Genomic DNA, 21296 nt, shown 5'->3' on the forward strand with positions numbered 1-21296 from the left:
CTATTTCGGGTGGGCGGGGCTGGGTCTGCTGGCCCTCGCCTACGAGCACCTCGGCGTGAGTGGGCGCGAGGCCACCCGGGTGCTCACCGCGCTCACCATCACCTCGGCGCTGACCTTCGTGGCGTTCCTCCACGGCGGCTACGCCCCGCCGGGAATGGCGGTGTCCACCCTGGCGCTCATCGTCTGGGCGGTGGCCGTGCGAGTCGGGTGGCGCGCGGCGCGCGAAGCCACGGGCCTGGAGTCCCGCTTCCTCCGCGCGGGCCTGGCCTACGTGGTGCTGGCCCTGGCGGGTGCCGTCGCCAGGGTGGTGCTGCTCGCGTCGGGGAAGGGCACGCCGTTCCACGGTCAGCTGGCTGTCTTCGTCTTCCTGCATGCCTTCGCGTGGTTCTTCCTCTTCACCACGATGGCCGTGCTCATCGCGCACGCCCGGGAACGCGGAGCGCGCGTGGACGAGCGCGCACTCGGTGCCAGTCTGCGCGTGCTCGCGGTGACCGCATGGTTGGGCGCTCCGCTCGGCGTCGCGGGAGGAGACACGGGGATGATGGGCGCCGTCGCGCGCTCCGCCGCGCTGGCCGTCTCCGTCGCGGGCCTCGTCTGGGTCCGTGCCCTGTGGCGCATGTCCCGCGAGCTCCACGGGACGACCGCGACCGCATTCCGCTGGCTGTCCCTGTGGTACGCGTTGAAGGTGGTGATGGAGGCCGCGGGCGCGCTGGGCCTCGCCACGTGGGCGGCACGCGCGCGGCAGCCCGCGCTCCTGTACCTCCACGTGATGCTCGTGGGCTTCGTCAGCCTCGGCCTGCTCGTCCCCCTGCTGTCGAGACTGGGGCGTCCGCTGGCACGCGGGTTGGCACTGCACAACGGGGGCCTGCTGCTCATGGCCAGCGGACTCGGGCTGCTGGGCGCGGGAGCGGGCGGCCTGTCATGGGCGGCCACGTGGCTTCCCCACGGATACAGGCTTGCCGCGCTGGGCGCGGTGCTCCTCGTCCTCGCGGGAGTCCGCTGGCTGCTGCCAACATCCGCGTGGCGCATGCAGAGTGCCGGAAGTCACGCGCGCCCACACTCGTCCTCGGGTACAGGGCGCGTGTCGCTTCATGGTACGGCTTCGGTACAGGCCGTGTGTCGCCCATCCGCTGAATCCGGGTGGCACGAGGCGTGAGGTCCGCGCGCCGCACGGTGCTTCACACCGCATCCTGACGGTGTCACGCGCGGCCTCCGCGCAAGCCTCTCGTCATCCTGTAGATGCAGCGTGATTGCGATTCATGAGGCGCCCCATCGCGGAGCAGGGGAGCGTTCGTGAAGCGTTCGCTCCGCGCGTTCTTCCGAGTGAATACCTCGCATGAACGCGCATGAATGTGTCGGCCAGTCCGCCGTTTCGTCCTCGCGTCTCATTCCACGTGAGGCGCCGCGCGCGGAGCATGGTGTCGATGCGCGCGTGCTTCCCTGCCTACACTCCAGGTCACCAGGATTCCACGTGACTTCCCGGGTATGTCCTCAACTACTCAGTGGGTGGCGTACCGAGGCATGGGGACAACGTGGCATGGCACTCCCCGCTTGATTGGCTGAGACCTAGGTTGCGCGAAGAAGAGCCCGGGGGGGGCTCGGTCACGAGGCCGGTCCACGAATCGGGTACGGCGCGCCGGCAGCGGCGGCCATCCAAAAAGGTCTCGAGGGTGTTGGAGGGGCAATGAAGAGCAAGCGGATTCTCATTACTGGCGGAGCGGGCTTCATCGGCTCTCACCTGGCGGACCAGCTCATCGAGCGCGGACACCAGGTGCGAGTGCTCGATTGCCTCCTGCCCCAGGTGCACGGCGAGGCTCGCGAGCGGCCGGCCTATCTCAACCCGGAGGTGGAGCTGCACGTCGGTGACGTGAGGGACGCGGAGGCGGTGCGCCGTGCCCTGGAGGGCATGGACGCTGTCTACCACTTCGCGGCCGCGGTCGGCGTGGGCCAGTCCATGTATGAGATTGCCCACTACACCTCGGTGAACAACCTCGGCACCGCGGTGCTGCTCGAGGCGCTCCTCAAGCATCCGGTGAAGAAGCTCATCGTCGCCTCCAGCATGAGCGTCTACGGCGAGGGCCTCTTCCGCGCCCGTGACGGCAACCTCGTCCCCGGTACGGACCGCCCGCGCGAGCAGCTCCAGGCCAACCAGTGGGAGGTGCTGGACGTGGACGGCCAACCGCTGGCTCCCGTGCCCACGCCGGAGACGAAGCCTCCCGCGCTCTCCTCGGTCTACGCGCTGTCCAAGTACGACCAGGAGCGGCTGTGCCTCATCTTCGGCAAGGCCTACAACATCCCCACGGTGGCGCTGCGCTTCTTCAACGTGTACGGGCCGCGCCAGGCGCTCTCCAATCCGTACACCGGCGTGCTGGCCATCTTCGCCAGCCGGCTGATGAACAACAACGCGCCGCTCATCTTCGAGGACGGCTTCCAGCAGCGTGACTTCGTCAGCGTGCATGACATCGCCCTGGCGTGCCGGCTCGCGCTGGAGGTGCCCGAGGTCGCTGGCGGCGTCTTCAACATCGGCAGCGGCAACGCCGTCACCGTGCGCGAGGTGGCCGCCGCCATCGCCGAGGTCATGGGCAAGTCGCACATCCGCCCTGAAATCGCGGGCAAGTACCGCGTGGGCGACGTTCGCCACTGCTTCGCGGACATCTCCCTGGCCCGCAAGGTGCTGGGCTACGAGCCCCGGGTGGGCTTCCACCAGGGACTGACGGAGCTGGCCGAGTGGCTGCGGGGCCAGGTGGCCACGGACCGCGTGGCCGAGGCACGGGCGGAGCTGGAGGCTCGGGGGCTGACCGTATGACACGGAACCGGATGGGGAGTGGAGCGGGACGGGGCACGGGGCTCCGCACGTCGCGGGTGGGCCTGGTACAGGACTTCGCCCCGGGCGAGCACGGCATCGTGGAGGCCGCGCTGGCGGACCTCAAGGTGCTCGGCGTGCGCGAGCTGCGCACGCGCGTGTCCTGGGCCGAGGCCCTCACGCCCGAGGGTGCCCGGTGGTACCGCTGGTTGATGCGGCGGCTGTCGCAGGACGTGTGCGTGCTGCCCTGCCTCGTGGGGACGCCCTCGGCCGCGAACCAGGACCCGAAAGCCTTCGGCGACTTCGTGGAGGGCTTCCTCGCGGAGCACGGCCGCTTCGTGGAGTGGGTGGAACTGTGGGACGAGCCGTGCAGCCTCGCCTCCTATGACTGGCGGATGGACCCTACGTGGGAGTCGTTCTCCGCGCTGGTGGCGGAGGGCGCCCGGCGCGCGCACGCGGCCGGCAAGCGGGTGGTGCTGGGGGGCATGAGCCCGGTGGACCCGCTGTGGCTGAACCTCGTGCTGGAGCGCGTGGGCCCGGACGCACTCGACGCGGTGGGCGTGCACGGCTGGCCGGACACGCACGACACGCCGTGGACGGGCTGGGACGCGTGGCTGGAGCCCGTGCGGGACGTGCTCGGCCGCCATGGCTCGCGCGCGGAGGTCTGGATTACCGCCGCGGGCTACTCCACGTGGCGTCACGGCGAGCGCCGGCAGGTGGCGGAGTTCCTCGACGCGGCCGCCGCGCCGGTGGCGCGCATGTACTGGGACGGCCTGTATGACGCGGGCTCCGTGGAGGACGTCGTCCCCGAGGGCGCCGACGAACGCGACCTGTACCTCGGCCTGAAGCGCGCCGACGGCGGCATGAAGCTCCTCTATCGCCTCTGGGCGGAGAGCGGCCTCGTGGGGCTGGCGGAGGGCCTCCGGCAGCTCGCGCAGCCTCGCGGCGTGCGTCCGGAGCGGCAGGTCGTCGTGTTCGGCGGCGCGGGCTTCATCGGCTGCAACGTCGCCAATTCGTACCTGGAGGAGGGCCGCCGCGTCCTCGTCTACGACAACCTCAGCCGTCCGGGCGTGGAGAAGAACCTGCGCTGGCTGAAGGAGCGCCACGGTGATCGGCTGGACGTGGAGGTCGCCGACATCCGCGACGCGGCCTCCGTGCGCCGCGCCGTGCGCCACGCGGGCGAGGTGTTCCACTTCGGCGCCCAGGTGGCCGTCACCACCAGCCTGGACGCGCCCACGCACGACTTCGAGGTCAACGCACGCGGCACCTTCAACGTGCTGGAGGCCCTGCGCGACATGGAGACGCCGGCGCCGCTCGTCTTCACCTCCACCAACAAGGTGTATGGCGGGCTGCCCGGCCTGCGCTTCGTGGCGGGGGAGCATCGCTACGAGCCGTTGGATCCGGACATCCGCGCCCAGGGCATCAGCGAGCGCTGCTCACTGGACTTCGAGAGCCCCTACGGCTGCTCCAAGGGCACGGCCGACCAGTACGTGCTGGACTGGGCCCGCAGCTTCGGCCTGCGCGCCACCGTGTTCCGCATGAGCTGCATCTACGGCCCGCGCCAGTTCGGCACGGAGGACCAGGGCTGGGTGGCCCACTTCCTCATCCGCGCGCTGAAGGGGCAGCCGATTACCCTCTACGGCGACGGTATGCAGGTGCGCGACGTCCTCTTCGTGGAGGACCTGGTGCGCGCCTTCCGCCTCGCGCAGGCGAGGATGGACGAGGTCTCCGGCGAGGCCTTCAACATCGGCGGCGGCCCCACCCGGGCCATCAGCCTGCTGGAGCTGCTGGAACTCATCGAGGAGCTGGTGGGCCACCGGCCCGACGTGCGCCACGAGGACTGGCGCACGGGAGACCAGCGCTACTACGTGTCCGACACGCGGAAGTTCCAGGCGGCCACCGGCTGGGCTCCGCAGGTGGGTGTGCGCGAGGGCGTCACCCGGCTGCTGGGCTGGCTGGGGGAGATGCTGGAGCGCCGCGCACCTCGACAATCCGTGTCACGGGAGCCACTCGCGCTTGAGACCTTCGCCGGATAGTCCCGTCGCTCCGCGCCGGGTGCTGATGACCGCCGACACCGTCGGCGGTGTGTGGACGTACGCGCTGGAGCTCACGCGCGCGCTCGCTTCGCACGGCGTGGAGGTGACGCTGGCCACCATGGGTGCGCCGCTCTCCGAGGCGCGGTGGGCCGAGGCGCGCGCCCTGCCGAACCTGGCTGTCGAGGAGTCCCGGTTCGCGCTCGAGTGGATGGACGACCCGTGGGACGACGTGCGCGCCGCGGGGGACTGGCTCCTCTCCCTGGAGGCCCGGCTGCGTCCGGACGTGGTGCACCTCAACGGCTATGCGCACGGCGCGCTGCCGTGGGCGCGGCCGCCGCTGGTGGTGGGCCACTCGTGTGTCCTGTCCTGGTGGCGCGCGGTGAAGGGCGAGGACGCCCCGGACCGGTACGCGCGCTATCACGACGCGGTCGCCGCCGGACTGCGTGCCGCGGGCCGGGTGGTGGCGCCGAGCGCGGCCATGCTGGAGGCCCTGCGCGAGCACTACGGGCCGCTGCCGGCCTCCGACGTCATCTTCAACGCGCGCGGCTTCGAGGCATTCCCTTCGGGCTCGGCGCGAGAGCCCTTCATCCTCAGCGCGGGCCGGCTGTGGGACGAGGCCAAGAATGTGTCCCTGCTGGCGGCCGTGGCGCCGCGGCTGAGCTGGCCGGTGATGGTGGCCGGTGACGCCCGGCACCCCGCTGGGTGGCGGGTGGAGTCGCCCAACGTGGAGATGCTGGGCCTCCTGGCGCCCTCCGTCCTGGCGCGGTGGATGGCGCGCGCGGCGGTGTACGCGCTGCCCGCCCGCTACGAGCCCTTCGGCCTGTCCGCGCTGGAGGCGGCCCTGTCCGGCTGCGCGCTGGTGCTGGGCGACATCCCCTCGCTGCGAGAGGTCTGGGGGGACGGGGCCGCCCTCTTCGTCCCGCCGTCGGATGGGGACGCGCTGGTGGAGGCCCTGGAGTCGCTGAGCCGTGACACCTCGCTGCGCACGCGGCTGGCCGAGCGCGCCCGGGAGCGCGCCCTGAACTACACGCCGCGGCGCATGGCCGCGGCCTACCTCTCCGTCTACGCAGAGCTGCGGCACCCGCATCCAGAGAGCCCCACGCCATGAGAGTCGTCATCTTCTGTCACTCGCTGCTATCCGACTGGAACCACGGCAACGCCCACTTCCTGCGCGGCATCGTCACCGAGCTGGTCGAGCGCGGCCACGAGGTGCGCGTCTGGGAGCCCCAGGACGCGTGGAGCCTCCAGAACCTGCTGGCCGAGCCACGCGGGCAGGAGGCACTGGACGCGGTGCGCACCATCTACCCACGCGTGCGCCCGCTCCGGTACGACCCCGCCACCCTGGACCTGGACCGCGCGCTGGAGGGCGCGAACCTGGTCATCGTCCACGAGTGGAGCACCCCGGAGCTGGTGCAGCGCGTGGGCGAGAAGCGCGCAAGGGGCGGCGCCTTCCGGCTCCTCTTCCATGACACGCACCACCGCAGCGTCACCGCGCCGCACGAGATGGCCCGGTACGACCTGACGCACTACGACGGCGTGCTGGCCTTCGGCGACGTCATCCGCCGCCTCTACCTGGACCGCGGCTGGACGCGCCGGGCCTGGACCTGGCACGAGTCCGCCGACAACCGCGTCTTCCGACCGCTGCCCGCGACGTCCCAGGAGGAGGACCTCGTCTGGGTGGGCAACTGGGGCGACGACGAGCGCACCGCGGAGCTGCACGAGTTCCTCCTGGGCCCCGTGAAGCGGCTCGGCCTGAAGGCCCGTGTACACGGCGTGCGCTACCCCGACGAGGCGAAGCGCGCCCTGGCCGACGCCGGCATCCAGTATGGCGGCTGGCTACCGAACCACGAGGCCCCCAGGGCCTTCGCCCGCGCGCGCCTCACCGTCCACGTGCCGCGCCGGCCGTATGCCTCCGCGCTGCCGGGCATCCCCACCATCCGCGTCTTCGAGGCGCTCGCGTGCGGCATTCCGCTGGTGAGCGCTCCGTGGGAGGACGCCGAGGGGCTCTTCACGCCGGGCAGGGACTTCCTCGTCGCGCGCGACGGGGCCGAGATGGAGCGCCACCTGCGCACGCTGCTGTCGGACGAGGGCGCGCGCCGCGAGCTGGCCGAGCACGGCCGGCGCACCGTGCTGTCGCGCCACACCTGCGCGCACCGCGTGGACGAATTGTTGGGCATCTGCCGCGAGCTGGGAGTCGACACCCGCGCGGCGCAATCGCAGGCACAGGAGAGGGTCACCGCATGAACCAGGGTCTCCGCATCGCCTTCTTCGGCTCCAGTCTCGTCTCCGCGTACTGGAACGGAGCGGCCACGTACTACCGGGGCGTCATCCGCGCCCTCCACGCGCGGGGCCACCGCGTCACCTTCTACGAGCCTGACGCCTTCGAGCGCCAGCAGCACCGCGACATCCCCGAGCCGGACTGGGCCCGCGACGTCGTCTACTCCGCGCAGGGCACCGAGGCCCTGGAGCGCTGCCTGGAGGAGGCCCGGGGCTCGGACGTGGTGGTGAAGGCCAGCGGCGTGGGCGTCTTCGACGCGCTGCTCGAGGCCCGCGTGCTGGATTTGCAGGGCCCGCGCACCCAGGTGATTTTCTGGGACGTGGACGCGCCGGCCACGCTGGAGCGCGTGCAGCAGAACCCGGATGACGCGTTCCGTCCGCTCATCGCCCGGTATGACCGCATCCTCACCTACGGCGGCGGCAACCCGGTGGTGCGCGCGTACGAGGCGCTGGGCGCCCGCGAGTGCGTGCCCATCTACAACGCGCTGGACCCCAGCACGCACCACCCGGTGCCGCGCGAGCCGCGCTTCGAGTGTGACCTGGCCTTCCTGGGCAACCGCCTGCCGGACCGCGAGGCCCGCGTGGAGGAATTCTTCCTCCGCGCCGCGCAGCTCTACCCGGAGGGGAAGTTCCTGCTGGGCGGCAGCGGCTGGGGCGACAAGCGCATGCCGGCCAACGTGAAGTACCTGGGCCACGTCTACACGGCGGACCACAACGTGCTGAACTGCACGCCCCGCGCGGTGCTCAACATCAGCCGCGAGAGCATGGCGCGCTTCGGCTTCTCGCCGGCCACCCGCGTCTTCGAGGCGGCGGGCGCGGGCTCGTGCCTCATCACCGACGCGTGGGAGGGCATCGAGCTGTTCCTGGAGCCCGGCCGCGAGGTGCTGGTGGCGAAGGACGGCGCCGAGGTGGCGGAGTTGGTGCGCTCGCTCGACGCACAGCGCGCGCGCGACATCGGCAACGCGGCCCGCCGCCGCGTGCTGGCCGAGCACACCTACGCGCACCGCGCGGTGCAGGTGGAGCAGGTGCTGGGCTATCGCGCGCCGAAGCGGGCCATGGGCTCCGCGCTGGAGGGAGTGGCGTGATGGAGCCCCAGCGCATGCGCATCGTCATCCTCGGCCTGTCCATCACCTCGTCCTGGGGCAACGGGCACGCCACCACCTTCCGCGGGCTCGTGCGCGAGCTGGTGCGGCGCGGGCACGACGTCCTCTTCCTGGAGCGGGACGTGCCCTGGTACGCGTCCAACCGGGACATGCCCCGGCCGCCCTGGGGCCGCACCGAGCTGTACGCCGACCTCGCCGACCTGCGCGCCCGCTTCACCGACGACGTGCGCGACGCGGACCTCGTCATCGTGGGCTCCTACGTCCCGCAGGGCGTGGAGGTGGGCCGCTGGGTGCAGGCCACGGCCCGTGGCATTCCGGCCTTCTATGACATCGACACGCCGGTGACGCTGGCGAAGCTGTCGCGCGGGGACTTCGAGTACCTCTCGCCCGACCTCATCCCCGGCTACCGGCTGTACCTGTCCTTCACCGGCGGCCCCACGCTGCGCAAGATCGAGCGCGAGCTGGGCTCGCCCGCGGCCCGCCCGCTGTACTGCAGCGTGGACCCGGAGCTGTACGAGCCGCGCAACTGCGTGGCGAAATGGGACCTGGGCTACCTGGGCACCTACAGCGCGGACCGGCAGCCCACGCTGGAGCGGCTGATGCTGGAGGCCGCGCGCGAGTGGGACGCGGGGCGCTTCGTCGTCGCGGGCCCGCAGTACCCGGAGGAGGTCCGCTGGCCCGCCAACGTGCGGCGCGTCGAGCACCTGCCGCCGCCCGAGCACGCGGGCTTCTACTGCGCCCAGCTCTTCACGCTGAACGTGACGCGCGCCGACATGGTGCTGGCGGGCTACTCGCCGAGCGTGCGCCTCTTCGAGGCGGCCGCGTGCGGCGTCCCCATCATCAGCGACGTGTGGAACGGGCTGGAGAGCGTCTTCGTGCCGGGGGAGGAAATCCTCCTGGCGCGGACGGAGAAGGACACGCTGGGCTACCTCCGGGACATGACGGAGGCGGACCGGCGTGCCCTGGGAGCGAAGGCGCGGGCGCGGGTGCTGGCCGAGCACACGGCGGCACACCGGGCCCTGGCGGTGGAGGAGTACGCGCGGGAGGCCAGCCGGGGCGCTGCCTCGGGGACGCCATTGGACAGGGTCATCGTGAAACGCTGAGCGAGAAGGAAGCGGGGGGTCAACCAATGAAGATCGCGGTGGTGGGAACGGGATATGTCGGGCTCGTAGCGGGCACCTGCTTCGCCGAGTCGGGGAACGAGGTCACCTGCGTGGACGTGGACGAGCGGAAGGTCCGCGCCCTCCAGGAGGGAAGGGTTCCCATCTACGAGCCGGGGCTGGAGGAGCTGCTGCACCGCAACTCCGCCGCGCACCGGCTGCACTTCACCACCGACCTGGGCAAGGCGGTGTCCTCCGCCCAGGTGGTCTTCATCGCCGTGGGCACGCCCGAGGGCGAGAGCGGTGACGCCGACCTCCAGTACGTGCTGGCCGCCGCCGAGGGCATCGGCAAGGCCATGAAGCAGTACACGGTGGTGGTGGACAAGAGCACCGTGCCGGTGGGCACCGCGGACAAGGTGCGGGAGACCATCTCCAAGGTGACGAGCGTCGAGTTCGACGTCGTCTCCAACCCGGAGTTCCTCAAGGAGGGCGCGGCGCTGGAGGACTTCCTCAAGCCGGACCGCGTCGTCATCGGCACCTCGTCCGAGCGCGCGCGCAGAATCATGGGCGAGCTGTACGCGCCCTTCGTGCGCACGGAGAACCCCATCCTCTTCATGGACGCGCGCTCGGCGGAGCTGACGAAGTACGCCGCCAACGCGATGCTGGCCACGCGCATCTCGTTCATGAACGACGTCGCCGCGCTCTGCGAGAAGGTGGGCGCGGACGTGGAGTTCGTGCGCAAGGGCCTGGGCTCGGACAAGCGCATTGGCTACCCGTTCCTCCATCCGGGCTGCGGCTATGGCGGCTCCTGCTTCCCGAAGGACGTGAAGGCGCTGGTGGCCACGGCGCGCGAGTTCGGCCTGGAGCTGGACTTGCTGCGCGCGGTGGAGCGCACCAACGCGCGGCAGAAGCGCTCGCTCTTGGCGAAGGCGCTGCGGCACTACGGCGACGTGGCGGACCGCACGTTCGCGGTGTGGGGCCTGGCCTTCAAGCCGAAGACGGACGACATGCGCGAGGCCCCGGCGGTGGAACTCATCGAGGGTCTGCTGGGCAAGGGCGCCCGGGTGCAGGTGCATGACCCGGTGGCCGCGAAGGTGGCGGAGCGCTACTTCGGCAACCGCGTGCTGTACGCGCCGTCCAACTACGCGGCGGCGGAAGGGGCGGACGGCCTCTTCCTCGTCACCGAGTGGAACGAGTTCCGCCGGCCGGACTTCAAGAAGCTCAAGAGCCTGATGAAGGAACACGTCATCTTCGACGGCCGCAACATCTTCGACCCGGTGCGGGTGAAGGAAGAGGGCTTCGCGTACTACGGCATCGGCCGCTCGTAGCGGCGGGTATCGCTCGAGCGGGTAGGGCTCCATCCCGAGAGGGGCTTCGCGGTCCGCGGCACCGGCCGCTCGCGGCGAAGCCCCCGTGGCTGGGCTGAAGCTCCACGGAGCACCAGGCTCCGCTATGGGGTGGCGAAGCTCCTCACGCGGACTGCTTCACCATCTCCCGGGGCGGGAAGACCACCTGCGCGGCACCGGAGACCAGCGGCGACGGGTCGGCCTGGAGCTTCTCCAGGCGCGCCAACCGCTCCGGCGTCCACCCGCGGCCCGGGGCCGCGTCGCGAATCAGGCACCACACGGCCACGCGCCGGGCCTCCGCGCTCGGGCTCGCGGTGAGCCGCGCCTCCACCGCCTCCAGCATCGCGGCGGGAATCGCGTCGACCACCTCCCGGCACGCCTCCAGCGCATCTGGCAGCAGGTGCCCCGACTCGCCCATGTGCGCCAGCCGCTCCGCCAGCTCCACGGGCTCCAGGGCCGCCGCCGCGCAGCGCACGCGCAGCGGCGCCAGCCGGACATCCTTCGCCAGGACGCGCTCCGCCGCGGCCGCCGCCAGCATGTAGCTGGCGCGGGACTTCACCCGCAGGCTCAGCAGCTGCCCGAGCGCCACGCTCAGCGCGCGCCGGTCCACCGCCACCGAGTCCAGCATCCCCTCCAGTCGCTCCAGGTCCTGCTCGTTGGAGCGGTGAAGCACGGCGCGCATGGCCGCGGCCACCTCGTCGTCATACGGCGAGGCCAGCCGCGCGCCGCACGCGGACAGGAAGGTGCGCTCGGTGTCCCTCACGGAGAGGAACGCCGCTCGCTGGAGCAAATCGATACGGGCCTCGGGCTCGGGCCGGGCCAGCACGCGCCCCAGCAGCGCGGACAGCTTCCGGTCCGACGCCTCGGTGAGCCGGTCCGCGGGGATGTCTCCCAGGCGCGAGGCCATGACCCAGTCCGCCCCGTCCACCGCGCGGTCGAGGACGGCCCACGTCGGCTCGCGGTCCAGGTGGTCCCACAGCGCGCGCAGCATGGCGATGCGCACGTCCCGGTGCAGCGCCATCCCGTCCAGCTCCAGGAGCCGCGCGTAGGCCGCGTCGGAGCGCAGCTCGCCCAGCAGGCGCACCACCTCCTTGGCGATGGTGACCTTGGTCAGCGGCACCTCGGACAGCAGGGACACCACCCGCGCGGGAGGCATGCCGTTGAAGGCGCGGCGCAGCCCGTAGATGGCGATACGGCCGCGGACATCCTCCAGGCAGCGCAGCAGCGTGGGCACGCCCTGGCCCTGGTCGCACCGCGCCAGCACCCGGATGGCCCTCTCCTGCACCGCCGGCCGCGAGTCATCCGCCAGCGCGCACAGCCGGTCCATGGGCGCCCAGTCGATGGCCGCGAGCAGCGTGGTGGCCCACAGCAGCGTCGGGGTGTCCCGCTCGGGGTCCTCGAACATCCGCCCCACCGCGCCCGAGTAGAGGGCGCACTGCTCCGACGTCCACCGGAAGAAGCCGCCCTCGAAGGACAGCAGCCAGCCCGTCTTCCCCGTCGCGAAGCGGCCCTGGATGACGGGCGCGCCCAGGTAGGGCGTCAGCAGGTCTTGCCGGCGGCGGTGCAGGTAGTCGTGCACCCAGACGATGACGCTGGCGTCCGCCTTCAGCAGCGCGGGCAGCAGCCGGTCGAACGCGGTCCACGCCTTCTTGCGCAGCACCCCGAGCGCCGGAGGCGTGTGCTTGTCCATCCGCAGCGCCAGGCGCTCCAGTCCGGAGACCAGCTCGACGTGGAGGGCCTCGCCCTCCTCCTGCGCGTCGGCCAGCGCGATGAGTTCCGCGTACCAGCCCGTGTCGAGCCAGCGCCGCACGGTGGCGCCCAGCGTGGCCTCGAACCGCTCGCGGCCATGCTCGGACAGCCACAGGCTGAGCCCCAGCGACAGGCCGGACCAGGGCGTCGCGTCGCGCAGGGAGACGATGACCTCCGGCAGGCCCGGCACGAGGTTCGCCCGCTCGCCGAGGCTCCGCACCAGCTCCAGCAGGGGCCCGCCCCGCTCGCGCTCCGCCCAACCCTTCGCGATGGCGAGGAGCTGGGGCGCGGCGGCGCGCACCTCGTCATCGGTGAGGTACTCGCCCAGCCGGCAGCTGTAGAGGCGGCCCCGCTCCTTGAGGAGGGTGGCCAGCCACGAGGCGCCCCAGGCGGGCTCCCGGGCGAAGGTGCGCAGCACCAGCGTCTCCGCGAGCTGCGCGGTGCCATGGGACAGGTCGGCCGCGTCGAGCGCGTCGCGCACCATGCGCCCCACGGCCTCGGTGTGCTCGCGGCGCCACACGCGGCGGGGCCACTTCACCAGCGCGCCCAGCATCGCCCCGCGCACGGGGTCCTGCTCGTTCTTGCGCGCCAGCACCAGGGGCAGGGCGCGGTCCACGAGGGCGGGCTCGTCGGGGCGCAGCCCGGGGATGGCCAGCAGCGTGGTCAACGCCGCGCCGCGCATGCCGGCCTCGGGGTGGCCCAGGTAGGACTGGAGGGCGGACTGCGCCTCGTCCCAGGGCAGCAGGCGCGCGTACTCCATGCGCTGCTGGGCACGGGTGCCCAGGGCGATGACTTCCGTCAGGTGCCGGCGCGCCTCGCGCTCCCGCAGGTCGATGGGCAGCGCCCGCAGCACGCCCACGGAGATGACGCCGTCGCGGTTGCGCGTGGCGACGCTCCAGCGCGAGTACACGTGCTCGCGCGCGGTGGAGTCGGTGATGGAGCGCAGCAGCTCCGTGCCCCAGTCGGGCGCCACGTCCACCGCGGCGCACCATGCCTCGACGACGGCGCGGCGCGCGGGCTCGGAGAGGAGGGGCAGCAGCGTCTTCGCGTCGCCCAGCGAGCCGGGGGCGCGGCGCACGAGCCACGCGAGCGACTCCACGGCCAGACGGGGCGCGGCGCGGGCGAACAGCTTCTCGGGAGGGGTGGCGTGCTCGTGCCGCTGGAACAGGGCCACCGCGGCCTCGGGACGGCGTATCACCAGCCACTTCCAGTCCTCGGCATCGGGGTGGATGCGCCGGTCGAGCAGCAGCTCGAACAGCTCCAACGCCGCGTCGGGCGCCTGGTCGGCGATGCGGGCCAGGTAGGAGTGGATGAGCTGACGCGTCACCGGGTCGGGCTCGCCGGGCACGGCCCCCAACCACCCCGCGAGCAGCTCCCCGAGGATGTCCGGGGCATGGCGCGCCATCCGGTCATAGAAGCGGTAGCCCGGCATCTCCAGGGCCCGCGCGAGGTGACGGCGGATGCCGTCGGGCGTCCCGAGGGGGACGGCGTCGGCGAAGTCGGTGACACCGTCGCGGGCGGCGAGCCAGTCGAGGTACGTGTCGATGACCCCCTGGCGTCCCCGCCGCATGAGGCCGCGGAGGAGGTCGCCCTCGCGGCGCATGGCATAGGCCATCTTCAGTGCCTCCAGCGCCTGGGTGTCGTCGCAGGCGATGGGCACGAGCTGGAAGGCCAGCGAGCGGATGCGGCGGGACGCGTCGGACGTGGCGCGGAGCACCTGGGCCCCGTCGCGCCGGGTGTACTGGGCGAAGAGGGCGAGCCGTCGCTCGTACGCGTCACCTTCCGACAGGCCGTCCAGCGCGGCGCGGACCTCCGGCTCCACCGGTGCGCGGCGCCCCAATTCCACCATGCGGTGGACGCGGGCGACGTCGTGGGTGGAGGACAGCTCGGCGCGGAGCTCGGACAGGCGGATGTCGGGCATGGCGCCAAGGATGGCAGTCCACCCTCATTCCTGACAAACCTCTGGGGCTAGTGCGACGCCTCGGTGGGGCTGACGGGATAGTCGCCGCGCGCGTGGGCCTTGGCGTGCTGGGCGAAGAGGAAGCGGCGCACGGCGCCCCGGGTGAGCAGCCCGCAGGTGGGCTCGCCCGGTGGCGCGCTGACGGGAAGTGCGTCCACGTCCTCCTGGTCCATGACGCGCAGCGCCTGGGCGAGGTCCGAGTCCGGGGACAACAGGGGCGTCTTGCGGGCCAGGTCGCTGGCCACCAGGAGCGGGTACACGGACTCGTCGCGCCACACCTCGCGCAGGTGCTCCACCTGCACGGTGCCGTAGACGCGGCCGGCGGTGTCCAGCACGGGAAGGGTGCCCGCCTCCGAGGTGAGCAGCAGGTCCGTCAGCGGGCGCAGCGGCGTGCCCGCGGGCACGGGTGTCAGCCGCGCCATCACCTCGCGCACGGGGGTGCCCTCCAGCAGGTCCGCGTCGCTCTGCACCTTCGGCGCCTTGCGCTCGGTGAGGTAGTGGCACAGCGCGGAGGCGATGGTGCACGTCACCATCAGCGGCAGGATGATGTCGTGGTTCCCGCTCAGCTCGTAGAGCATCATCATCCCGGTGAGCGGGCCGCGGTTGAGCGCGGCCACGGCGCCGCCCATGCCCACCAGGGCGTACGCGCCGCTGGGGCCGGTGCCCTCCGGGAAGAAGTAATGCACCACCGTGCCGAAGGCGCCGCCCGCCATGGCGCCGATGACGGCCGCCGGGAAGAAGGTGCCGCCCGAGCCGCCGGAGCCGATGGTGATGGCCGTGGCCACCAGCTTCAGCACGCACGCGGTGACGAGGAAGAGGAAGGGCAGCCGCCCCAGCGCCGCCAGGTTGATGTAGTCGTGCCCGCTGCCCCACACCGTGGGGCTGAGGAAGGCCAGCAGGCCCGCGCACAGCCCGCCCAGGCCCGCGCGCACCGCCAGCGGCCGCTTGGCCAGCCAGGGCGACAGCCGCCCTCCGCCGCGCCCATGGAAGTAGTGCTCCACCCCATGGAGGAAGCGCACGAAGGTGAAGGCCAGCAGGCCGCATGCGATGCCCAGCCCCGCGTATGCCAGCACCTCCGAGCCGCTGACCAGCTCGTACGGGACGCGGCGGAGCATGGGAACCTCGCCCAGCACGCCCTGGCTCACCAGCGTGCCCGCCACGCTGGCGAGGATGATGGGCGAGAAGACGCGCAGCTCGAACTCGCGGAGGATGATTTCCATCGCGAACACCGCGCCGGCGATGGGGGCGTTGAAGGACGCGGAGATGCCCGCGCCCGCGCCGCAGGCCAGGAGGATGGACAGCTCCTTCCGGCTGAAGCCCAGCACGCGGCCCACGCTGGAGGCGAACGCGGCGCCGCCGTAGACGATGGGCCCCTCGCGCCCCGCCGAGCCGCCCGAGCCGATGGTGATGGCCGAGGCCACCAGCTTCAACAGCCCGCGGTCCGCCGGCACCACGTTGGCGCCGCTCTTCACCGCGCGCACCACCTCCGGTACGCCGTGGCCGTGCGTCTCGGGCCGGTCGCGCAGCAGCCGCCCCACCACGATGCCGCCCAGCGTGGGCGCCAGCAGCATCAGCCACCACGGCAGGTGTGGCAGCGCCTCCGGTAGGTTGTGCGAGTGGCCGAACACGCTGTTGAGCGCCGCCAGGCCCACCAGCGGGTAGTAGAGCGACAGCGCGCCCAGGGCCAGGAGCGACAACAGCCGCAGCCGGCGCTTCACCTCGTCGCGGGGGCCACCGGGCTCGATGACTCGCGACAGCAGCAGCGCCCCCAGCGCCAGCGGCACGCCGACGAAGGCGTACTCCGGATGCCAGCGCGCCGAGGCGAACGCCTCCATCAGACTGCGCAGCTGCCCCCGGCGCAGCGTGTGCGTCAGCTCGGCCGCGCCGAAGGTGAGCCCGCTCACCAGGCCGATGAGGTTGGCGAAGATGCCGGCCGCCAGCCCGCTGTAGAGCCCCACCACCGCCCCCGCCACCGGCAGCACCGACGGGCCCGGAAGCCGCAGCCGGTTGGAGGCCTGGAGGAGCGCGTGGATGGAGCGACTCAGGCCCGCGCGGAGGCGGACCCAGGCGGCGTGTCGGAGTGCTGCGTGGGCCGTGGGTGCCTCGCCATTCATTGGGGCTCCCACTAAGCAGGGATGAGGGGGACGCTTCAAGCTCCGCGAATGGGTTGTCGGGCCGGCGGCACTCCGTGCCTTCCATGGGGCGCGTGGCCGGCGGGGGAGCAGGCGGGCGTGCTACGAAAGGAGGGGCCGGAGGCGCAGAGGACACACGGGCGTGGCGGGACTCCGGCACCGCCGCGCACAGAGGGCTTCGCATGCTCAAGCCAGGAGACGTGGCACCGGACTTCAACGTCCGGGACCACACCGGCCGGGTGCACCGGCTGGCGGACTACCACGGGAAGAACGTGGTGCTGTGGTTCTACCCGAAGGCGGACACCCCGGGTTGAACGGCCCAGGGTTGCGGGTTCCGCGACCAGAAGACGCAGTACGACGAGAAGAACGCGGTGATTCTGGGAGTCAGCTTCGACACGTTGGAGGAGAACAAGGCGTTCGCGGAGAAGTTCGGGTTCACCTTCCCGCTGCTGAGTGACACGGACCGGAAGCTGGGGCTCGCCTATGGCGCCTGCGACGACGTGAAGTCGCCGAACGCGCGCCGGGTGGGCGTCATCATCGGCCCGGATGGGAAGGTGAAGGCGTGGTACCCGAAGGTGGATGCACGCGCCTTTCCGCAGGAGGCGCTGAAGCAGCTCTGAGGCCGTGCGCGTCGTACCCGTGACTTCGGGACGCGTCCGGCCTTGAACCCCGGACGCGCCCCGGTTTCGGGCACGAAGCCCCTCAGGGCGCGTGGTTGCGCGTGGGCATGCGGGAGCGCGCGAACACCGCCACGCACGCCAGCACCAGCCAGGGCAGCAGGTGGGCCGACACCAGGTGCCGCGCCGTCCCGTCGGGGCAGTGCAGGTGGAGCACCAGCAGGGCCACTCCGGCGGCGGACAGGCCCGCGGCCAGCGCGCGCACGGGCTGGAAGGCCGTGCGGCACAGCAGCACGAGCGTGGCGGCCAGCGGCAGCACGGACAGCGCCACCTCCGAGCCCATGCACCTCCACATGCCGTCCAGGAAGGGCCGGCCCTCCAGCCCGGAGCCGCCCACCACCTGCGCCGCCGCCACCACCCCCGCCGCCAGCAGCACCAGGGTCCAGGGCCACCGCCGCCGGAGCGGGGCCAGCGCCACGTAGGTGCCGCCGCCCACCAGCACCAGGGTGAGCGCCGCGACGCCCATCACGGCGAGGGGCGAGGCCCGGTTGCCCACGATGCCGTGGCGGCCCAGGACGAGCAGCCCTCCCACCAGCACGACCGCGTGGACGGCCAGCAGCACCAGCAGCTCGTGCCACCAGGGGGTGGCCTTCGGCCGTGTGGCCAGCTCCTTCAGGGCGAGCTGGCGCGCGGCATCCAGCCCCGGCGATGGCGCCACGGGGGCCGGGGGGGCCAGCGGCGCCACCGGAGCTCCGCCCAGCGCGTCGAAGCCGCCCAGGAGGCTCCGGCAGTCCGCGCAGGTGGCAACGTGTGAGGACAGGTCCGCGGGCAGCGGCCCTCCCAGCGAGTCCATCACCCGCGAACACTCCGGCTTCATTCCTGGGTCTCCTGATGCAGGGCGGCCAGCAGCTCGCGCAGGCGCTCATACCCGCGGTGGGCGCGGACCTTCACGGCGCTTTCGGTGAGGCCCATCGCGTCGGCGATTTCCGCGAAGCTCATCCCCTCGAAGCGGTGCAGGAGGATGGGGACGCGCTGTCCCTCCGGAAGCTGCGCCAGGGCGCGCTGCACGGCCTGCTCCAGCCCGCTGTCGCGCGGGCCCGGCGCGTCGTCGGGGATGCTGGCGGGCAGCTCGCCCTCGGGCGTCAGCTCCTCGGGCCGCCGGTTGCGGCGCTGCGAGTCCCGCGCCGCGTTGGTGGCGATGGCGTAGAGCCACGGCTTGAAGCGGGAGCCGGCCAGGAAGCGGCCCCGGGCGCGCACCAGGGAGAGGAAGGTGAGCTGCACCAGGTCCTCCGCCGAGGACGCGCTGCCCGTCAGCCGGGTGAGGTAGCCGTGCACGGGGCGGGCGTAGCGCTGGAAGAGCGCGTCGAACGCCCCGGAATCCCCCTGGCAGAACCGCTCCATCAACACCTCGTCGGACACACCGGCGGCGGGCGCGCGCGCCGGGGTTTCTCCGGTACGCGCGGGCACGGCTTCGGGTTTCAGCGAGGGGGGCGGCGGGGACAAGCGCGCGGGACTCTACCCCGGACTTTCCGGGGGTGTCCCGCTTCGCGGAGTGTCAGCGGCGCTTCAACAGGGCCTGCGGGGTCGGCGCGGAGGTGGGCAGGTGGTCCGCGGCGGAGGCAATCGCCTCGCGCACCTTGTCGCCCGCCGCCTTGGCCGCGTCACCGGCCGCCTTGGCCGCGTCGTTCGCCGCCGTCCGGGCGGCCAGAATCTGGGCTCGCGCACCCCGGGCGCCCCAGAAGGGCGTGGGCGCCGCCAATTCCGCGCGCTCCTCGGGCGTGTACTTCAGGTAGGCGTACTTCGTGGACTCGGACGGCATGCGCAGCCCCTCCACCACGCCCACCCACGAGAGCGCCTTCAGCGTGTAGTAGCTGATGTCCACCTCCCACCAGAACCAGCCCTGGTTGGCGGTGTTCTGGTGGTAGTGGTGGTTGTTGTGCCACCCCTCGCCCAGGGTGATGAGCGCCAGCAGCCAGTTGTTGCGGCTGGTGTCCGTCGTCTTGTAGCGGCGCTTGCCGAAGACGTGGCTGAGCGAGTTGATGGTGAAGGTGCCGTGCCACAGCAGGGTGGTGCTGACGAAGAAGCCCCACACCAGCATGGAGAAGCCGCCGATGAAGTAGAGCGCCACGGCCAGCAGCACCGGCGGCACCAGGTGGAAGCGGTTGAGCCACACCAGCTCCGGGTAGCGCGCGAAGTCCTTGATGGCCTCCATCTTCGTCTCGCCGTACTTGTCGCAGAGAATCCAGTTCATGTGGCTCCACCAGAAGCCCCGCTGGATGGGCGAGTGGATGTCCTCGGGCTGGTCCGAGTACCGGTGGTGGTGCCGGTGGTTCGCCGCCCACCACAGCACGCCCTTCTGCGTGGACGTGCTGCCCACGAAGGCCAGGATGAACTGGAAGACGCGCCCCGTCTTGAAGGCCCGGTGCGAGAAGTACCGGTGGTAGCCCGCGGTGATGCCCCACATGCGAATCACATACAGGGCCACACACACCGCCACGTCCACCGGCCTCGCGCCCACCCAGAAGACGGCCAGGCACATCAGGTGGACGCCGATGAACGGAATGGAGGACAGCCAGTTGATGCGCTCGTTGTCCGCGGATGCGGCGGAGGAGGGTGTCTGCAAGGCGAGCCTCGTGTGCTGAACGGGACCGAGCCGGAACCTGCGCAGTCTCACCCCGCATCAACACCCCCTCGTGTCATGCCTCTGTCAGGAGGCCGCGGATTGGCGCAGCTCCGTCAGCCACGCTTCGAACGCCGGGTGGCCATGCAGCGGCTCCAGGTCCGCGTCCGACGCGGCGTAGGCCCCGTCGTTGAACCCCAATTCGGTGGCGCGGCGCAGCATCCGCACCGCGTCCGGCGCGTTACGCGCGCGGGCATAGGCACACGCGGCGTCGTAGGCGATGGTGGCGCTGGGGACGCGCTGGAGCGCCGCCTCGCCCACCGCGGCCGCCTCGGAGAAGGCGCCCCGGTTGAACAGCACCGACTGCGCGCAGGCGTAGGCCGCCGCGGGGTCCACGCCCGGGAGCCGCAGCGCCTCCTGCTCGCGGTTCAGGCGGATGAGCGTGCCGGCGTACTCGTGCAGGAGCGTCCGGTTGGAGGACATCTTCCAGGCCTGCTCCCACCAGCCCACCGCGCGGGTGTCGTCTCCCACCAATGAATAGGCCGCCGCCACCGCGTGGGGCTCCACCGGCGGCGTGCCCTGCACCTGGGAGAAGTGGTCCAGCGCCGCCCGGCCCTGGCTCTGCTTCAGGGCCACCCAGCCCAGCAGGTAGTGCGCGTGGCTGGCCAGTGGCACCGTCAGCCCTTCTTCCGCCTCCAGTACCGACGAGGCCAGCCGCCGGGTGTCGTCCAGCCGGCCCGCGTCGAGCGCCGCCTTCGCCTCCCGCAGCGTGTCCGCCAGCGGGCCCGTCAGGCGCGCGTCCCGGGCCTGGCTGCCGCGCATCGCCTCGGCCACCACGCGGAAGGCCTGCACGCCGTACATGGCGAAGATGATGGTGAGCAGGGGCGCGCCGGAGCGCAGGCCGTACACCACCGCGCCCACGCACACCATCAGGGCCAGGACCTGTGACAGCACGAAGCCGCGCCGCGGGCCGAACATCCGCGTCGCCAGGGTGGCGGTGATGTGGCCGCCGTCGAGCGGCAGCACCGGCAGCATGTTGAGCACCGCCCAGAAGATGTTGGCGATGGTGAACCAGGTGAGGAAGAAGTCGAGTCCCGGAGACCTCCCCTTGAGGAGGAGCAGCCCCAGCCCGCTGACCAGCCCCAGCATCAGGCCGAAGAAGGGCCCGGCCGCGGTGATGAGCAGGTTGCGCTTCCAGGGCAGGGGGCCGGGCTGGTCATTGGGCAGCGTGTGGCCCCCCATCCAGACGAGCGCGATGCTCGGCCGGTAGCCGAACAGGCGGCTGGCCAGGGCATGTCCCAGCTCGTGGACGAGGACCGACACGAAGACGATGAGCATCCACGAGAGGATGTAGACCCCCACGGCGCTGGCGTGGCCGAGCGCGGGGCCTCCGGCCACCTGGCGGAACGGCCAGCCATTCTGGGCCCCCTCCATGGAGGACCAGGCAATCAGGGCCGACACGAGCAGGTGACTGGGGTGAACCTCGACGGGAATGCTCCCGAGGCGAAAGCGGAACATGGGCGGGGACCTTAACCGTTAGGCCCTGGCCGCGC

Annotated in this window: 15 protein-coding genes; 9 read left to right on the forward strand and 6 right to left on the reverse strand. The window is 72.0% G+C overall.

What is annotated here, in order from left to right; all coding sequences use genetic code 11:
- The 8 genes from HG543_RS13905 to HG543_RS13940 all read left to right on the forward strand — a co-directional run.
- The coding region (locus tag HG543_RS13905) for a hypothetical protein (RefSeq protein ID WP_211193912.1) at positions 1-1156 on the forward strand (1156 nt) is incomplete at its 5' end.
- A gap of 528 nt (positions 1157-1684) precedes the next feature.
- Positions 1685-2806, forward strand: a complete 1122-nt coding sequence (locus HG543_RS13910) for an NAD-dependent epimerase/dehydratase family protein (protein ID WP_169345229.1) — start codon at positions 1685-1687, stop codon at positions 2804-2806.
- Entirely contained in the window at positions 2803-4839 is a 2037-nt protein-coding gene (locus HG543_RS56290) for an NAD-dependent epimerase/dehydratase family protein (protein WP_281404400.1), read from the forward strand. Before HG543_RS13910 ends, HG543_RS56290 begins: the two co-directional genes overlap by 4 nt.
- 25 nt (positions 4840-4864) lie before the next feature.
- Positions 4865-5947 carry a glycosyltransferase family 4 protein gene (locus HG543_RS13920; RefSeq protein WP_169345230.1) on the forward strand — a complete coding sequence of 361 codons (1083 nt, stop codon included), beginning with the start codon at positions 4865-4867 and terminating at the stop codon, positions 5945-5947.
- Complete coding sequence (locus tag HG543_RS13925) at positions 5944-7083, forward strand: CgeB family protein (protein WP_169345231.1); 1140 nt, start codon at positions 5944-5946, stop codon at positions 7081-7083. Before HG543_RS13920 ends, HG543_RS13925 begins: the two co-directional genes overlap by 4 nt.
- Positions 7080-8201, forward strand: a complete 1122-nt coding sequence (locus tag HG543_RS13930; protein WP_169345232.1) for a CgeB family protein — start codon at positions 7080-7082, stop codon at positions 8199-8201. The genes HG543_RS13925 and HG543_RS13930 overlap by 4 nt, the downstream gene beginning before the upstream one ends.
- Positions 8201-9322 carry a CgeB family protein gene (locus HG543_RS13935; RefSeq protein ID WP_246357010.1) on the forward strand — a complete coding sequence of 374 codons (1122 nt, stop codon included), beginning with the start codon at positions 8201-8203 and terminating at the stop codon, positions 9320-9322. The genes HG543_RS13930 and HG543_RS13935 overlap by 1 nt, the downstream gene beginning before the upstream one ends.
- 26 nt (positions 9323-9348) lie before the next feature.
- Positions 9349-10647: a UDP-glucose dehydrogenase family protein gene (locus tag HG543_RS13940; protein WP_169345233.1), complete on the forward strand. Its 1299-nt coding sequence runs from the start codon at positions 9349-9351 to the stop codon at positions 10645-10647.
- 142 nt (positions 10648-10789) lie between these two features.
- On the opposite strand, the gene HG543_RS13945 is transcribed toward HG543_RS13940, so the two are convergent.
- Positions 10790-14335, reverse strand: a complete 3546-nt coding sequence (locus HG543_RS13945; protein WP_246357004.1) for a hypothetical protein — start codon at positions 14333-14335, stop codon at positions 10790-10792.
- A 47-nt stretch (positions 14336-14382) separates the two neighbouring features.
- A complete protein-coding gene (locus HG543_RS13950; protein ID WP_211193913.1) occupies positions 14383-16488 on the reverse strand; it encodes a chloride channel protein in 2106 nt (701 codons plus the stop codon).
- Between the two features lie 200 nt (positions 16489-16688).
- Here HG543_RS13950 and HG543_RS13960 point away from each other — a divergent pair, with 200 nt between their 5' ends.
- On the forward strand, positions 16689-17126 hold the full coding sequence (locus tag HG543_RS13960; RefSeq protein ID WP_246357005.1) for a peroxiredoxin: 438 nt from the start codon (positions 16689-16691) through the stop codon (positions 17124-17126).
- 82 nt (positions 17127-17208) lie between these two features.
- Here the strand turns inward: HG543_RS13960 and HG543_RS13965 are convergent, their stop codons facing one another.
- The 4 genes from HG543_RS13965 to HG543_RS13980 form a co-directional block, all read right to left on the reverse strand.
- Positions 17209-18000, reverse strand: coding sequence for an NrsF family protein (locus tag HG543_RS13965; RefSeq protein ID WP_169345235.1), 792 nt, complete (start codon positions 17998-18000; stop codon positions 17209-17211).
- A complete protein-coding gene (locus tag HG543_RS13970) occupies positions 17997-18590 on the reverse strand; it encodes an RNA polymerase sigma factor (protein ID WP_343073348.1) in 594 nt (197 codons plus the stop codon). The genes HG543_RS13965 and HG543_RS13970 overlap by 4 nt, the downstream gene beginning before the upstream one ends.
- An 88-nt stretch (positions 18591-18678) precedes the next feature.
- Positions 18679-19746: an acyl-CoA desaturase gene (locus HG543_RS13975; protein ID WP_169345236.1), complete on the reverse strand. Its 1068-nt coding sequence runs from the start codon at positions 19744-19746 to the stop codon at positions 18679-18681.
- Between the two features lie 84 nt (positions 19747-19830).
- Positions 19831-21261: a TPR end-of-group domain-containing protein gene (locus tag HG543_RS13980; protein WP_169345237.1), complete on the reverse strand. Its 1431-nt coding sequence runs from the start codon at positions 21259-21261 to the stop codon at positions 19831-19833.
- Between the last annotated feature and the right edge of the window lie 35 nt (positions 21262-21296).

The sequence above is a fragment of the Pyxidicoccus fallax genome, from assembly GCF_012933655.1.
Taxonomy (GTDB): domain Bacteria; phylum Myxococcota; class Myxococcia; order Myxococcales; family Myxococcaceae; genus Myxococcus; species Myxococcus fallax.

Coding starts and splice junctions, on each gene's coding strand:
- HG543_RS13910 (WP_169345229.1), top strand. CDS start 1,685: ATGAAGAGCAAGCGGATTCTCATTACTGGCGGAGCGGGCTTCATCGGC.
- HG543_RS56290 (WP_281404400.1), top strand. CDS start 2,803: ATGACACGGAACCGGATGGGGAGTGGAGCGGGACGGGGCACGGGGCTC.
- HG543_RS13920 (WP_169345230.1), top strand. CDS start 4,865: ATGACCGCCGACACCGTCGGCGGTGTGTGGACGTACGCGCTGGAGCTC.
- HG543_RS13925 (WP_169345231.1), top strand. CDS start 5,944: ATGAGAGTCGTCATCTTCTGTCACTCGCTGCTATCCGACTGGAACCAC.
- HG543_RS13930 (WP_169345232.1), top strand. CDS start 7,080: ATGAACCAGGGTCTCCGCATCGCCTTCTTCGGCTCCAGTCTCGTCTCC.
- HG543_RS13935 (WP_246357010.1), top strand. CDS start 8,201: ATGGAGCCCCAGCGCATGCGCATCGTCATCCTCGGCCTGTCCATCACC.
- HG543_RS13940 (WP_169345233.1), top strand. CDS start 9,349: ATGAAGATCGCGGTGGTGGGAACGGGATATGTCGGGCTCGTAGCGGGC.
- HG543_RS13945 (WP_246357004.1), bottom strand. CDS start 14,335: ATGCCCGACATCCGCCTGTCCGAGCTCCGCGCCGAGCTGTCCTCCACC.
- HG543_RS13950 (WP_211193913.1), bottom strand. CDS start 16,488: ATGAATGGCGAGGCACCCACGGCCCACGCAGCACTCCGACACGCCGCC.
- HG543_RS13965 (WP_169345235.1), bottom strand. CDS start 18,000: ATGAAGCCGGAGTGTTCGCGGGTGATGGACTCGCTGGGAGGGCCGCTG.
- HG543_RS13980 (WP_169345237.1), bottom strand. CDS start 21,261: ATGTTCCGCTTTCGCCTCGGGAGCATTCCCGTCGAGGTTCACCCCAGT.